Below are 14,201 nucleotides of genomic sequence, written 5' to 3' on the forward strand. Positions count from 1 at the left end.
GCGATGTCGGGTGACCATCCTCGATCGGGCCGGACGACCGCCCCGGTCGTCGCCCTGCCCGTTCGCTGACGCACGTCCCGCTCCGCCACGAGCTCCGGGCACGTGCACGCCCCGTCCCGGTCCGCCCGGGTCTCGCGCCGGCCTGCTCCCGACCACGAGGAGCACGACATGGCACTCATCGACAACGCCGTCTACGTCGCAGGACGTCGCGTCGGCAGTCCGTCGACCCTGTCGCCCGACGCCCGGGGTGACCTCGCCTGGATCGGACTGCTCCGTCCGGACGACGCCGAGCTCGCCGCCGTCGCGAGTGAGTTCGACCTGCACGAGAACGCCGTCGAGGACGCCAGGAAGGGCCATCAGCGCGCCAAGCTCGAGCGGTACGGCGACACGCTCTTCCTGGTGCTCCGCCCGGCCTGGCACCGCACCGACACGAACGAGGTCGAGTTCGGCGAGGTGCACCTGTTCGTCGGCGACCGCTTCGTGATCAGCGTCCGGCACGCGGCGAAGCCCGATCTGGCGGCCCTGCGATGCCGCGTCGAGGCGGACCCGGAGTTCCTGGCGAAGGGCTCCGAGGCCGTCACCGCGGCGGTGCTCGACGAGGTCGTCGACGGCTACGCCCCGGTGGTCGAGGTCCTGCAGGACCAGGTCGACGCCATCGAGGACCAGCTGTTCGCCGGTCAGGTCGACCCGGGTGTCTCGAAGCGGATCTACCAGCTGCTCAGCGAGGTCCTCGCCTTCCAGCGCGCCACGACCCCCGTGCCCGCGATGGTCCAGGGGCTCCTGCGCGGCGCCGACAAGTACGGCGTCGACGACGAGGTCCAGCACCGCCTGCGGAACGTGCTCGACCACGCGCTGCGCGTCACCGAGCGCGTGGACTCGTTCCGGGCGCTCCTCGAGAACGCCCTGACGCTGCACGCGACCCTCGTCAGCCAGGAGCAGAACGAGGCGATGCGCCGGATGACGAGTGCGAGCCTGGCGCAGGGCGAGGAGAGCCGGCAGCTCGCCCGCGCCGCGCACAAGCAGGGCGAGGAGGTCAAGAAGATCTCGTCGTGGGCGGCCATCCTGTTCGCCCCCGGTCTGATCGCCGGCGTCTACGGCATGAACTTCGATCACATGCCCGAGCTGCACTGGCGCTACGGCTACCCCGCCGCGATCGTCGCGATGCTCGCCCTCGCCGGGATCCTGTGGGTGGTGTTCCGGAAGCGGAACTGGCTCTGACCGGCACGTCACCGGGCTCGATCGAACGACTCGGCTGGCGCGCAGTCCCCGGACGTGCATAATGATCTGGCTCGGAATGTGAACGTGCACATCGAGGTGCCACGGCCCCGGGCGGGAGAGAGCAACGATGGCGTCACCGCGGACACAGCAACCGCGCTCGCCCAGCATCCGCGACGTCGCGCGGGTCGCCGGCGTCTCGCACCAGACCGTGTCGCGGGTGCTCAACAACTCCGACGCGATCCGTGCCGAGACCCGCGACAAGGTGCTCGCGGCCATGGAACAGCTGCAGTACCGGCCGAACCGGGCCGCGCGGGCGCTGGTGACGAGCCGGACGCACACGATCGGCGTCCTCACGGCGCAGCGGTCGCACTACGGCCCGGCGGCCACGATGCAGGCGATCGAGGACGCCGCCGTCACCCGCGGCTACTCGGTCACGACGTCGAACATCGCCGACGCGACGGACACCGCGGTGCGCGACGGCCTCGGGCACCTGCTCGACCAGGACGTCGAGGGGATCATCGTGATCGCGCCGCAGCAGCGCGTGTTCGACCTCATCGAGGAACTCGGGATGCGCACGCCCTACGTGGCCCTGCGCACGAGCGTCGGGGACGAGCCGACGACCCTGTTCGTGGACCAGATGGAGGGGGCCCGGCTCGCGACCGCGCACCTGCTCGACCTGGGTCACGAGTACGTCCGGCACATCGCGGGGCCGCGGGACTGGATCGAGGCCGAGGCCCGGATGCAGGGCTTCCTGCGCGAGATGAGCGACCGGGACATGCCCGTCGTGCCGCCGATCCTGGGCGACTGGACCGCCGACTTCGGCTACCACGCCGGTCGGGAGCTCCTGCGGTACCGGGACTGCACGGCGATCTTCTGCTCGAACGACGCGATGGCGCTCGGGGTCATGCACGCGGCGCGCTCCTACGGGCTCGACGTGCCGGGTGACCTGTCCGTGGTGGGCTACGACGACATCCCCGAGGCGAAGCACCTCTGGCCGCCGCTCACGACCGTGCAGGTGGACTTCCCCGAACTCGGCCGCCGTTGTGTGGAACTGCTGCTGCCGTCCGCGGAGCAGGCGCTCCGCCCGGTGGACCTGGTCCCCCAGCTGGTCGTGCGCGGCTCGACGGGCGCGCCCCGGCGTCGCTGACGCGACCCACGACCGGCCTGGAGGATCGTGGCGGGCCTGCCCCGCGCCTCCCGTCCGTCCCGCACCACGCACGCAACCGGCGGCCGACATACCCCACCTCGGGGGTGAGCCACGCCCTCGTTCCGCCAGATCACGCGGGCCGTTACACAAACGCGACCAATCCGAATTGACAGCCGCGTCGGGGCTGTGCGTAAATTACCTCCGTTCCGCCGATGTGAACGGTCACATGACCGTCACACGACAAGGACACCGGACGCGACAACGAGGTCCACACAGGACTCCTGTGCCCCCGTTGCCGCAGCTTCACCACCCGAAGGACTGCCGCACTGCAGCGGCAGAAGGAGATGCACCGTGGCGTCAACCCCACAGGGACCGGACCTGGCCACCAGGTCCGTCACCAGCGCCGAGACGATCCTCGAGATGCGTTCGATCACCAAGGAGTTCCCTGGTGTGAAGGCACTCTCGGACGTGTCGCTCAGCGTCCGCGCCGGCGAGATCCACGCGATCTGCGGCGAGAACGGCGCCGGCAAGTCCACGCTCATGAAGGTGCTGTCGGGCGTCTACCCGTACGGCACCTACAGCGGCGAGATCGTCTACGAGGGCGAAGAGGTCCGCTTCAAGGACATCAAGCAGTCCGAGCAGGCCGGCATCGTCATCATCCACCAGGAGCTCGCGCTCATCCCCGAGCTGTCGATCACCGAGAACCTGTTCCTCGGCAACGAGCCCGGCCGCTTCGGTGTCATCGACTGGACCAGCGCCCAGCTGCGTGCCCAGGACCTGCTCGCCCGCGTCGGCCTCGACGAGGACCCCGACACGCAGATCAAGAACCTCGGCGTCGGCAAGCAGCAGCTCGTCGAGATCGCGAAGGCCCTGCACAAGGACGTCAAGCTCCTCATCCTCGACGAGCCGACCGCCGCGCTCAACGAGAACGACTCGCAGCACCTGCTCGACCTGATCGTCGGCCTCAAGGGCAAGGGCATCGCGAGCATCATCATCAGCCACAAGCTCAACGAGATCGAGCAGATCGCCGACGAGATCACGATCATCCGTGACGGCAAGGCGATCGAGACCCTGAACGTGAAGGGCGACGGCGTCAACGAGGACCGCATCATCCGCGGGATGGTCGGTCGGTCTCTCGAGAGCCGCTTCCCGGACCGCACGCCGAAGATCGGCGAGGTGTTCTTCGAGGTCAAGAACTGGACCGTGCAGCACCCGCAGGACCCGTCGCGCCTGGTCGCCAAGGGCTCGAACTTCCACGTCCGCCGTGGCGAGATCGTCGGCTTCGCGGGCCTGATGGGCGCCGGTCGCACCGAGCTCGCGATGAGCATCTTCGGGCGCTCGTACGGCAACTTCATCGACGGTCAGATCATCAAGGACGGTCACGAGGTCAAGATCGCGAACGTCCAGCAGGCGATCGCGAACGGCCTCGGCTACGTCTCCGAGGACCGCAAGGCACTCGGGCTCAACCTGCTCGACACGGTCAAGCGCTCCACGGTCGCGGCCGACCTGCCGAAGATCTCGAAGGGCGGTGTCGTCGACTCGCTCAAGGAGTACGACGTCGCCGAGAAGTACCGCAAGATGCTCCGCACGAAGGTGCCCTCGGTCGAGGACAACGTCGGCAAGCTCTCCGGCGGGAACCAGCAGAAGGTCGTCCTGTCCAAGTGGATGTTCACCGACCCGGACCTGCTGATCCTCGACGAGCCCACCCGCGGCATCGACGTGGGCGCCAAGTTCGAGATCTACGGCATCATCCAGCAGCTCGCAGCACAGGGGAAGGGCATCATCCTCATCTCCTCCGAGCTCCCCGAACTCCTCGGCCTCTCCGACCGGATCTACACGATCTTCGAGGGCCAGATCACGGCTGACGTCCCCGCCGACCAGGCCGATCCAGAAACGCTCATGCGCAGCATGACCTCCGCGCGGAAGGGCGCCACCGTCTCATGAAGAACCTGAAACTGCTCTTCGGCAAGGGCAACAGCATCGGCCAGTACGGCATGATCATCGCCCTCATCGCGATCCTGATCATCTTCTCGATCTGGACCGACGGGCTGATCCTCGAGCCGACGAACATCATCAACGTGTTCCTGCAGTACTCCTACATCCTCATCCTCGCGCTGGGGATGGTCATGGTGATCATCGCCGGGCACATCGACCTGTCGGTCGGCTCGGTCGCCGCGTTCACGGGCATCATCGTGGCGCAGTCGATGTCGCAGTGGCACTTCCCGGCGTGGGCCGCGATCCTGCTCGGCCTCGCGGTCGGCGCGGCGGTCGGCGCCTGGCAGGGCTTCTGGGTGGCGTTCGTGAAGGTCCCGGCCTTCATCGTGACCCTGGCCGGTCAGCTCATCTTCCGCGGTGCGAACCAGATCATCGGCAACTCGACGTCGGTCCCGACGCCGAACACCTACAACACCATCGGCTCGGGCTTCCTGCCCGACTTCGGCCCGGACTTCGGGTTCTCGAACGGCACGGTCATCCTGGGCATCATCACCTGCCTGGTCCTCGTCTTCCTCGAGTTCCGTGGCCGCCAGCGTCGCAAGAAGATGCAGGCCGAGCTCGTCCCGCTGTGGGTGTCGGTCGTCCGCACGGGCATCCTGGTCGCCGTCACCCTCGTCGCCACGTACCTGTTCGGTCACGGCCCGGCGGGCACCTCGATCCCGATCGTCGCGATCATCCTCGGCGTCCTGACCATCGTCTACGGCTTCCTCACCAAGAACACGATCTTCGGTCGCCAGGTCTACGCCGTCGGTGGCAACGCGAACGCCGCGGTCCTGTCCGGCGTCAGCGCCCGCAAGGTCAACTTCTTCGTGATGATGAACATGTCGGTCCTGGCCGCCGTCGCCGGCATGGTGTTCGTCGGCTACTCCGGTGCCTCGGGCCCCGCTGACGGCACCGGCTGGGAGCTCGACGCGATCGCCGCCGTGTTCGTCGGTGGCGCCGCGGTCGCCGGTGGCATCGGCACGATCTCGGGTTCGATCATCGGTGGTCTGGTCATGGCCCTGCTGTCGAACGGTCTCTCCCTGGTGGGCCTCGAGTCCAACAAGGTGCAGATCATCCGCGGTCTCGTCCTCCTCGTCGCCGTCGCCTTCGACGTGTACTCGAAGTCGCAGGGTCGTCCGTCCCTGATCGGCGGGATGTTGAAGCAGTTCCAACGGAAGGACACCGAGCAGAACACGGTGGCCGCCCAGCAGCCGCGGTCCATCGAGGACCAGCCGGAGAAGGTCAACATCCAGTAACGCGTGGCGGGCGGCCGCTCCGGTGTCCGCCCGCTCGATCCCCTCACCAACACCGCTCCACTCCTCAACGAAGAGAAAGCAATCTCATGCGCAAGAAGCTCATCGCCGGCATCGGTCTGGCACTGGTCGCGGGCCTCGCCCTCAGTGGCTGCTCGGCCCGTGGCAACGACACCGGCTCCGGCTCGTCGACCTCCGGCGCCTCGAACGTCCAGATCAAGAAGGGCGACCTGATCGGTGTCGCCCTGCCCGCCAAGACCTCGCAGAACTGGGTCCTCGCAGGTGCAGCCTTCGAGAAGTCGATCACGGACGCCGGCTTCAAGGCCGACATCCAGTACGCAAAGGCAGACGGTCCCGTCCCGGACCAGCAGGGGCAGATCCAGGCGATGGTGACGAAGGGCGCAAAGGCCGTCATCATCGGCGCCGCTGACGGCTCGCAGCTCGGCACGCAGGTCGCCGCCGCCAAGAAGTCCGGGGCGCTGGTCATCGCCTGGGACCGCAACATCCTGAACACTGAGAACGTCGACTACTACGTCGCGTTCAACAACTTCAAGGTGGGTCAGCTGCAGGCGCAGGCCCTGCTCGACGGCATGAAGGCCAAGAAGCCGAACGGCCCGTACAACATCGAGCTCTTCTCCGGCTCGCCCGACGACGCCAACGCGAAGGTCTTCTTCAACGGTGCCATGGACGTGCTCCAGCCGAAGATCGACGACGGCACCGTCAAGGTCGTCTCGGGTCGCACCAGCTTCTCGGACACCAACACGCAGGGATGGCTCGCGCAGAACGCCCAGTCGCGCATGACCGACATCCTGACGAAGTCGTACACGAACACCGAGCTCGACGGCGTCCTGTCGCCGAACGACACCCTGGCCCGCGCGATCCTGACCGCCACCAAGGCCGCCGGCAAGCCGAACCCGATCGTCACCGGTCAGGACTCCGAGACCGCCTCGATCCCGCTCATCATGAAGGGCGAGCAGTACTCGACGATCTACAAGAACACCACGGAGGAGGCCCAGGCCGCCATCGACCTCGTCTCCGACGTCGCGAATGGCAAGACCCCGAAGACCACCGAGGACAAGAACAACAACAATGGTGTGAAGATCGTGCCGGCCGTCGAGCTGACCCCGGTCCTGGTCACCAAGGAGAACGCGGTCGAGGCCTACAAGGGCAACAGCACCCTCGAGGACCTCGCGAAGCAGGGCTGATCCCCTTCCGCAGCGGCACCACAGCAGCACCAGCACCGACGGCCCCGTCTCGCTCCGGCGAGACGGGGCCGTCCCGCGTCCGCAGGGTGCGGACGAGCCGGACGGGAGGCACGTGGCGGGCCCGCCACGTGCCTCCCGTCCGGCTCCCGGTCGCGTCGCGACCGGTCGCGCGTCAGCCGGTCGCGCGTCAGCCGGTCACTCGTCAGGCCGGACCGGACCGCAGTGCGTGTCGCGCATCCGCCGGACCGCCGCGCACAGCGACGGGACGTCCGTCCGGGCCGTGCCGAACACGACCGACGGCGTCGTGTCGAAGTACCGGCGGGTGAGCCGCTCCCCCAGCAGCGACACCCGCGACCACGGGATGCCCGGCTCGGACGCGGTCACCGCGACGGGGAGCGCGCGGACCGCCTCGCCGATCTCGACCAAGCGCATGCGCACGGCGTCGTAGACCAGGGTCTCGGGCAGTGCGTCGTCGGCGACGTACTCCTGGATGAGCCCGCACGCGTGCACCAGGTCGTCGAGCCGGTGCCGCAGGTCGCGGTTCACAGCGGCACCGCGTCGCGGCGGGCGTCCTCGCCCATCCCGGCCGCGTCGGTGACGTCCACGCGCACCCCGAGCAGTTGCTCCGCGGCGTCCTGGATGCGGAGCAGGCTGAAGAGTCCCGTGCCCGGTTCCAGGTCGACCATCAGGTCGACGTCGCTGCGCGGCCCGTCGTCCCCGCGGGCGACGCTGCCGAACAGCCGCGGGTTCGCGGCCCCGAAGGACTCGACGACCTCGACCAGCTCCTCGCGGAGCGCGGCGACCCGCTCACGCAGCGACGGCGGCTCGGGCACCGGACGCAGGTCGACCACCGTCTCGAACCCGGCGGCGCGGACGAGCCGCTGCAGGGCGGCCAGCGAGGGTTCACGCCGGCCGTTCTCGTACGTGCTGATCACGCTCTGCGTGACGCCCGCGCGGGTGGCGAGCTGCACCTGGGTGAGCCCGGCCCGCATCCGGGCCTCGCGGAGGATGTCGGACGCCGCCACCGGCGGCGCCGCGTCTGGGGGTGGAGCGACCATGCCGCCACGATACACAGCATGCAACATTTCCCGCGTGCCGATGTGCACGCGGGATCCGGGTCAGGCGTCGCGCTGCGAGACGTCCGCGCGGTGGAAGTTCAGCGCCGAGCGGGACGGCGTCGGGCCGCGCTGCCCCTGGTAGCGCGACTGGTACTCGGCGGAGCCGTAGGGCTTCTCGGCGGGGCTGGACAGCTGGAAGAAGCAGAGCTGGCCGATCTTCATGCCCGGCCAGAGCTTGATCGGCAGGGTCGCCACGTTCGACAGCTCGAGCGTCACGTGTCCGGAGAAGCCCGGGTCGATGAAGCCGGCGGTGGAGTGGGTGAGGAGTCCCAGGCGACCGAGCGAGCTCTTGCCCTCGAGCCGGGCCGCGATGTCGTCGGGGAGCGTGACGACCTCGAACGTCGAGCCGAGGACGAACTCCCCCGGGTGCAGCACGAACGCTTCGTCCGGGTCGGTCTCGACCAGGCGGGTGAGCTCGGGCTGGTCCTCGGCCGGGTCGATGTGCGGGTACTTGTGGTTGTCGAACAGCCGGAAGTACTTGTCGAGCCGGACGTCGATGCTCGACGGCTGGACGAGCGAGGCGTCGTACGGGTCGAGCCCGATCCGGCCCTCGGCGAGCTGGGCGGTGATGTCGCGGTCGGAGAGCAGCACGGTGGGAAGCCTAGCGGCAGGCGGTCCGCCGTCGGTATGCTGCTCGGCTGCCCTCCGGGCGGCGGACGACGGCCGTCCGACCGGCCGAGTGGGGGACCGACCATGAGCACGGACACCGTCGAGGAACTCGTCGTGCCGGCGACGATGGACGACGATCCCGAGCGGGTCCGCGCGTTCTGCGACTGGCTGGCGGTCTCCGACGCCGCCGAGGTCGCCGTGCACGGACTCACCGAGCTGTCGTGGAAGCCGGCCGAGTACCTGCCGATGTGCCACGAACCCGGGTCGCCGAGCCGCCTGTTCGTCGTGCGGGACCCGGACGGATCGGTCGTCGGCGCGGGGTCGTACGACACGAAGACCGAGCCCGGGACCACGAACTGCTGGCTCGCGGTCGGGGTCCGGCCGGACCGGCAGCGCCGCGGGATCGGAACGCTGCTCGCCGACCACCTGGAGGGGCTCTCCCGCGCCGAGGGCCGCACGCAGCGCAAGACCTACGCGGTCTCGCGGCAGGTCGGCCCCGCCACCGGCCCGGGGTTCGTCCCGGCGCCGACCGGCTCCGGCGCGGTCCCCGAGGACGAGGCCGGCGTACGCTTCCTGACCGGCCGCGGGTGGCACTTCGGGCAGGTGAACCGGATCAGCCGGCTCGGGCTGCCGGCCGACGCGTCGGTCGTCCGGGCCCTGCACGAACGCGCAGCAACGGCCGCCGGGCCGGAGTACCGCGTGCACACGTGGACCGACCGCACGCCGGACGCCTGGCTCGACGGGGTCGCGCTGCTGCACACCCGGATGAGCACCGACGCCCCGTCCGGTGACATGGCGGAGCCCGAGGACGTGTGGACCGCCGACCGGGTGCGGAAGTCCGAGGAGCAGCTCGCCGACGGTCCGCACGCCATGCTCACCGTGGCCGTCGAGCACGTGCCGAGCACCACCCTGGCCGGTTTCAGCCAGCTGAAGGTGCCGCACGACGCCTCCCGCCCCGTGATGCAGTGGGACACGCTCGTGCTGCGGGAGCACCGGGGGCACCGGCTCGGGTGGCTCCTCAAGGTGGTCGGGATCGAGACCGTCGAACGGGACTTCCCGGGGCGGCCGTCGATCATCACGTTCAACGCCGAGGAGAACCGGCCGATGCTCGACGTCAACGAGGCGGTCGGGTTCGTCGGGGGCGGCAGCGAGGGCATCTGGGAGCAGCGGGACTGACGGCGGGAGCCGGGTGTCAGGTGGGCGACCTACCATTGGACGGTCATGACCGTCACGTCAGCCGCCACGCAGCCCGGGGACACGGCACCGGACCCCGCCCCCGTCGCCAGCCGGAACTCCACCGTCGCGACGGTCCTCGTCATCGCGATCCCGCTCGCCGTCGCGTGCGCCGTGCTCGGCATGACCGTCACCGGTGCGTTCACCGCCGGGCAGCAGCTCGTCTCGGCGGGTGAGCTCGTCGAGTACGGCCTGCCGGTCGCCCGCGTGGTGCACGACACCACGGCCGCCCTGACGATCGGTCTGCTCGTCGTGGCGGCGTTCGCGCTCCCCGCCAAGAAGCAGGACCACGGCGCGATGTCGAGCGTGCAGCACCGCGCCGCGCGCTGGGCGGCGTCGGCCGGGGCCGTGTGGTTCCTCGCCGCCGTGGTCGGGATCGTGCTCACCGGTGCGAACACCCTCGGCGTGCCGCTCACCAGCCCGGTGTTCGCACGGAACTTCCTGCTGTTCGCGTTCCAGGTCGAGATCGGCCAGGCCCTCGTGGTGTCCGCCGTGGCCGTCCTGGCCGCCACGGTCGTCGCGGCGTTCGCGACCCGGGCCACGACGCTCGCCGTCGCCACGGTCCTCGAGCTCTTCGCGCTCCTGCCCCTCGCCCTGTCCGGTCACGCGGCCGGGTCGCTCGAGCACGCGAACGCCGTGAACTCGCTGGCGGTGCACCTGGTCGCCGTGTGCGTCTGGGCCGGCGGGCTCGTCGCCGTGGTCGTCCTGCGCTCCCGGACCAAGGGCGCCACCGGACGCGTCGTCGCCCGGTACTCCACGCTCGCGGGCTGGGCGTTCGCGGCCGTGGCGTTCTCGGGCATCGTGAACGCCTCGCTCCGGCTGACCGGCCCGCTCGACCTCGTCACGACGACGTACGGCTGGCTCATCACCGTGAAGGCCACCGTGCTCGTGCTGCTCGGACTCGCCGGGGTCGTGCAGCGTCGGAAGCTCGTGCCGGGGCTCCTCCGCGACCCCCTCGACCGTCGACTGTTCGTCCGCTTCGCCCTGGCCGAGATCGTCTTCATGGCGGTCGCCATCGGCGTCTCGGTCGCCGTCTCCCGCTCGCAGCCGCCGATCCCGCAGACGCCGGAGACCGGCGAGGACACCCGCTCCGGGCTCATCGGGTTCCCGTACCCGCCGGCGCAGACCCTGCACACGTACCTGACCCAGTGGCACATCGACTGGGTGTGGCTCGCGCTCGCCGTCGTCGGGGCCGGCTGGTACCTGCTCGCCGTCCGGAAGCTCAAGCAGCGCGGTGATTCCTGGCCCGTCGGCCGGACCATCGCGTGGCTGCTCGGCTGCGCGCTGTTCATCTGGACCACCTCGGCGGGCCCCGCGGTCTACGGGATGATCCACTTCTCGTCGCACATGGTCCAGCACATGCTGCTGATGATGTTCGTGCCGCTGCCGCTCGTGCTCGGCGGTCCGGTGCTGCTCGCCCTCCGCACGCTCCCGGTCCGGAACGACGGCTCCCGCGGCGCCCGCGAGTGGCTCATGCTCTTCACGCACTCGCGGTACATGCAGTTCCTCGCGAAGCCCGCCGTCGCCGGGGTGATCTTCGCCGGGTCCCTCGTGGTGTTCTACTTCACGCCGGCGTACCAGTACGCCATGCAGTCCCACGAGTGGCACGTCGCGATGGTCGTGCACTTCGTGTTCAGCGGCTACCTGTTCTTCTGGGTCTTCGTCGGCGTCGACCCGGGCCCGAAGCGTCCGGCCTACCCGATCCTCATCATCGCGCTGCTCGCGACGCTGGCCTTCCACGCGTTCTTCGGCGTCGCCGTGATGACCTCGCAGTCGGTGTTCGCGATCGACTGGTTCCACGCGCTCGGACAGACGAACGACGCCGCACTGCTCGCCGACCAGCACACCGGCGGCGGAATCGCCTGGGGCGCCTCCGAGCTGCCGATGGTGTTCGTCGCGCTGCTCGTCGTGCGGAACTGGGTGCGGACGGACAAGCGGGACGCCAAGCGCCTCGACCGCAAGGCCGACCGCGACGGTGACGCCGACCTCAAGGCGTACAACGAGCGGCTCGCCGCCATGCACGACCGCGACTGACCGACCCGGGACCATCCAGGCGGCAGACGCGCGGCGCTAATCGCCGTGGACGATGCAGAACGCGTCGAGGTCCATCGACGCCTCGAGTGCGGCCGCGACACCGGGCTCCCCCGCGGCGCCGATCGGCGTCACCGTGTCGACCCACCACAGCGGCGTCGACAGCGACGGGGCGTCCGGCAGGATCCGCCGCACCTCGTCCAGGGAGTCCACGCGCCGGACACCGAGCACCGTGATCACCGGCGTCGCCGCGTCCCGGCAGATTTGCAGCACGGGGCCGTCGTCGAGCGCCCGTACCCCCCACGTCTCGTCGTGCAGGAGCAGCGCCTCGGCCACGTCACGGGTCTCCACCGGCCCGCGGCAGAGGAGCGTCACGTCACGCGGCACCCTGACCGCCCCGCTGTCCACCGGTGCGCTGCGACCCGGCGTGCTCGCCGCGGTCGTGTCCGTCGAGGGCACCGTCGTCGTGCGCGGGGTCGAGGGGCGCCCCGCCGACGAGCTGCAGGAAGCGGTCCTCGTCGATCCGGTCCAGGAACGCCTCGAGCGCCTCCCACCCGTCGTCGAACCGCACGACCAGTCCCCCGCCGCCGAACACCGACGTCGTCGTGCGCGGGGGCGGCCAGACGGCGTCGCGGTCCAGGAACGCCGTGGCCTCGGCACCCACCACGACCGCGAGGGGCGACGGCTCGCCGTGCGAGACCGCCCGGACCAGGTGATCCGCGTCCCCGCGTCGCTGCATGACCACGCCGAACACGGGCTCGACCTCGTCCGCCACCCGGTGCACCGCGTCCAGGAGCTTCGACGCGAGCGCCGGGTCCGCGCCGTCCTCCGGGATCGTCAGCACCGCCGACATCGTCTCCACGACCACGCCGTCCACCAGGTGCGCGGTCATCGTCGCCGAGAACCCGTTGCCGACCGCGTACGACGTCGACACCCCGGGTGCCTCGTGCTTGGCGTACTGCGTCACGACCCAGCGGTCCCACGGCACCGTGAGCGGCTCGCTCGTGCCCCAGTGCGTCGGACAGGTGCCGACGGTGCCGCAGAGCGCCTCGATCGCGGTGCCGATGTCGACCGCGCGGTCCGCGTGGTGGCGGAGCGTCAGGTCGATGCTGATCTGCCGGACCGAGTCGGCGACCTCGGGATGTGCCGGCGACGGCGGGCCGACCAACTCGGGCCCGTGCTCGACGAAGTCCTCGACGCCGGAGGCGGCGACCCCCGTCCGCCCGTCCCGCAGCGATCCGTCGGCCTCGTCCACCGCCCACGCGGCGTGGTGCGCGCCCAGCGCGTGCCGCAGGGCGGGGGTGAGTGCTGCCTCCCGTCCGGTGCGGAGCACGACCGTGCGTCCGGACTCGGCGGCGCGGCGCAGGAGGGCGGCCAGCGACTCGGTCAACCAGACCACCGGCGAGGCGGACCGGACCACGATGGCGGGGCCGACCACGTCGTCGATGAGGGGATGCCTGACCATCCGGGTCCTCCTCGCGTCGGGGGCTCGATCCACCTGGACGGTACACACGGCGACGACACCTGTCCGTCAGGTGGGGCACCTCACAGGGGAGACCCAACGAACGGCCTGGAGGCACGGGGCGGGTCCGCCGCGCGACGCGCGGCCGGGTGCTCGGCTGGCATCCAGCGTGGAATCCGCTAGGCTTGCTTCGTCCCGCTCGGCGGGATGCGCGAGTGTAGTTCAATGGTAGAACTCCAGCTTCCCAAGCTGGTAGCGCGGGTTCGATTCCCGTCACTCGCTCTCTGTGGGATCTGGCGCTTCTCGGGCGTCTCCTGTCCTCTCTGCTTCTTCACTCCTCTGGGAGCGACGTCCGCGTGTCGGCTGTCGTCGGCCTGTTCTCGGCGTCGCCCCGGAGACGATCGGGCACCGGAGCGATCGCGCTCTCGGCGAGCGGCGACGCCTGTTCGGATGGCGTCCCTTCTTCGCGAGAGCTTGCGGACCACCTATGTGCGACAGCCGGTCCCGGATGCCTGGTGGCGGTAGCGGCACCGCGCCGCTGGGTGGACGGCCGCCTGTTGAGGATCGGCTATCGGGACGCCTCAATCGCGAGCTCGGCGACCTCGACCACAGCGTCGGAAGGCATATCCGGGTAGTAGTTCTCGCGCAGCTGCTGCGCGAAGAGCTGCATGTCAGTCTCAGGAGGCTGGTGGGCTTGTTCGGCAGTGAGGCTGTCGAGCCGGTATCGGTGCACGGCGATCACGGTGCCGGGGACCGGTCCTGCCGTCGGGTGTTCATCGAAGATGAACACGGCTGCTCCCACCGGTACGTCCTCGTTCCACCGGACGGTGGTGACCTTCTCGCCGGACATCACTGCCTTGTGGTGCTTGCGATGGAAGTGGATCGTGTTGGGTGCTGCGCTGACCATGCACCCACTCTGCCGTAGCGGCTGAGTGCGTCGATCGAGGT

General features: G+C 69.9%; 13 protein-coding genes and 1 tRNA gene. 8 read left to right on the forward strand and 6 right to left on the reverse strand.

All coding sequences use genetic code 11. The features are described 5' to 3' along the window. The first annotated feature begins 168 nt into the window (after positions 1 to 168). The 5 genes from HUN59_RS16770 to HUN59_RS16790 all read left to right on the forward strand — a co-directional run bounded on the left by HUN59_RS16770 (position 169) and on the right by HUN59_RS16790 (position 6,800). Positions 169 to 1,218: a magnesium and cobalt transport protein CorA gene (locus HUN59_RS16770; protein ID WP_058741901.1), complete on the forward strand. Its 1,050-nt coding sequence runs from the start codon at positions 169 to 171 to the stop codon at positions 1,216 to 1,218. 127 nt (positions 1,219 to 1,345) lie between these two features. Next, a complete protein-coding gene (locus tag HUN59_RS16775; RefSeq protein ID WP_058743016.1) occupies positions 1,346 to 2,365 on the forward strand; it encodes a LacI family DNA-binding transcriptional regulator in 1,020 nt (339 codons plus the stop codon). Positions 2,366 to 2,785: 420 nt separating this feature from the next. After that, entirely contained in the window at positions 2,786 to 4,309 is a 1,524-nt protein-coding gene (mmsA, locus tag HUN59_RS16780) for a multiple monosaccharide ABC transporter ATP-binding protein (RefSeq protein ID WP_144803497.1), read from the forward strand. Next, positions 4,306 to 5,598 carry a multiple monosaccharide ABC transporter permease gene (gene mmsB, locus HUN59_RS16785; RefSeq protein WP_141860107.1) on the forward strand — a complete coding sequence of 431 codons (1,293 nt, stop codon included), beginning with the start codon at positions 4,306 to 4,308 and terminating at the stop codon, positions 5,596 to 5,598. Before mmsA ends, mmsB begins: the two co-directional genes overlap by 4 nt. A gap of 86 nt (positions 5,599 to 5,684) precedes the next feature. After that, a complete protein-coding gene (locus HUN59_RS16790; RefSeq protein ID WP_141860105.1) occupies positions 5,685 to 6,800 on the forward strand; it encodes a substrate-binding domain-containing protein in 1,116 nt (371 codons plus the stop codon). Between the two features lie 195 nt (positions 6,801 to 6,995). On the opposite strand, the gene HUN59_RS16795 is transcribed toward HUN59_RS16790, so the two are convergent. From HUN59_RS16795 to dcd, 3 genes are read right to left on the reverse strand one after another with little or no spacing between them, the layout of a single operon-like run. Next, entirely contained in the window at positions 6,996 to 7,346 is a 351-nt protein-coding gene (locus tag HUN59_RS16795) for a HepT-like ribonuclease domain-containing protein (protein ID WP_174779016.1), read from the reverse strand. Next, a complete protein-coding gene (locus HUN59_RS16800; RefSeq protein ID WP_174779017.1) occupies positions 7,343 to 7,858 on the reverse strand; it encodes a helix-turn-helix domain-containing protein in 516 nt (171 codons plus the stop codon). Before HUN59_RS16800 ends, HUN59_RS16795 begins: the two co-directional genes overlap by 4 nt. 60 nt (positions 7,859 to 7,918) lie before the next feature. Further along, positions 7,919 to 8,509 carry a dCTP deaminase gene (gene dcd / locus HUN59_RS16805; protein ID WP_058743010.1) on the reverse strand — a complete coding sequence of 197 codons (591 nt, stop codon included), beginning with the start codon at positions 8,507 to 8,509 and terminating at the stop codon, positions 7,919 to 7,921. Positions 8,510 to 8,611: 102 nt separating this feature from the next. On the opposite strand from dcd, the gene HUN59_RS16810 reads away from it, so the two are divergent. Further along, positions 8,612 to 9,703: a GNAT family N-acetyltransferase gene (locus tag HUN59_RS16810; RefSeq protein ID WP_174779018.1), complete on the forward strand. Its 1,092-nt coding sequence runs from the start codon at positions 8,612 to 8,614 to the stop codon at positions 9,701 to 9,703. Positions 9,704 to 9,748: 45 nt separating this feature from the next. Beyond that, a complete protein-coding gene (locus HUN59_RS16815) occupies positions 9,749 to 11,794 on the forward strand; it encodes a cytochrome c oxidase assembly protein (RefSeq protein ID WP_174779019.1) in 2,046 nt (681 codons plus the stop codon). Between the two features lie 36 nt (positions 11,795 to 11,830). Here the strand turns inward: HUN59_RS16815 and HUN59_RS16820 are convergent, their stop codons facing one another. Further along, entirely contained in the window at positions 11,831 to 12,166 is a 336-nt protein-coding gene (locus HUN59_RS16820) for a hypothetical protein (protein ID WP_174779020.1), read from the reverse strand. Between the two features lies 1 nt (position 12,167). Beyond that, positions 12,168 to 13,256 carry a DUF6177 family protein gene (locus HUN59_RS16825; RefSeq protein ID WP_174779021.1) on the reverse strand — a complete coding sequence of 363 codons (1,089 nt, stop codon included), beginning with the start codon at positions 13,254 to 13,256 and terminating at the stop codon, positions 12,168 to 12,170. 208 nt (positions 13,257 to 13,464) lie between these two features. Here HUN59_RS16825 and HUN59_RS16830 point away from each other — a divergent pair. Then, positions 13,465 to 13,535, forward strand: a tRNA-Gly gene (locus HUN59_RS16830). Between the two features lie 286 nt (positions 13,536 to 13,821). Here the strand turns inward: HUN59_RS16830 and HUN59_RS16835 are convergent. Continuing rightward, positions 13,822 to 14,160 carry an ASCH domain-containing protein gene (locus HUN59_RS16835; RefSeq protein WP_174779022.1) on the reverse strand — a complete coding sequence of 113 codons (339 nt, stop codon included), beginning with the start codon at positions 14,158 to 14,160 and terminating at the stop codon, positions 13,822 to 13,824. Positions 14,161 to 14,201 lie beyond the last annotated feature (41 nt).

This window comes from Curtobacterium sp. Csp2, assembly GCF_013347165.1.

What these genes read in the sequence shown, in the direction of transcription:
- HUN59_RS16770 (WP_058741901.1), top strand. Translation starts at nt 169, where the DNA reads ATGGCACTCATCGACAACGCCGTCTACGTCGCAGGACGTCGCGTCGGC.
- HUN59_RS16835 (WP_174779022.1), bottom strand. Translation starts at nt 14,160, where the DNA reads ATGGTCAGCGCAGCACCCAACACGATCCACTTCCATCGCAAGCACCAC.
- HUN59_RS16810 (WP_174779018.1), top strand. Translation starts at nt 8,612, where the DNA reads ATGAGCACGGACACCGTCGAGGAACTCGTCGTGCCGGCGACGATGGAC.
- HUN59_RS16815 (WP_174779019.1), top strand. Translation starts at nt 9,749, where the DNA reads ATGACCGTCACGTCAGCCGCCACGCAGCCCGGGGACACGGCACCGGAC.
- HUN59_RS16790 (WP_141860105.1), top strand. Translation starts at nt 5,685, where the DNA reads ATGCGCAAGAAGCTCATCGCCGGCATCGGTCTGGCACTGGTCGCGGGC.
- HUN59_RS16800 (WP_174779017.1), bottom strand. Translation starts at nt 7,858, where the DNA reads ATGGTCGCTCCACCCCCAGACGCGGCGCCGCCGGTGGCGGCGTCCGAC.
- mmsB (WP_141860107.1), top strand. Translation starts at nt 4,306, where the DNA reads ATGAAGAACCTGAAACTGCTCTTCGGCAAGGGCAACAGCATCGGCCAG.
- HUN59_RS16775 (WP_058743016.1), top strand. Translation starts at nt 1,346, where the DNA reads ATGGCGTCACCGCGGACACAGCAACCGCGCTCGCCCAGCATCCGCGAC.
- HUN59_RS16825 (WP_174779021.1), bottom strand. Translation starts at nt 13,256, where the DNA reads ATGGTCAGGCATCCCCTCATCGACGACGTGGTCGGCCCCGCCATCGTG.
- mmsA (WP_144803497.1), top strand. Translation starts at nt 2,786, where the DNA reads ATGCGTTCGATCACCAAGGAGTTCCCTGGTGTGAAGGCACTCTCGGAC.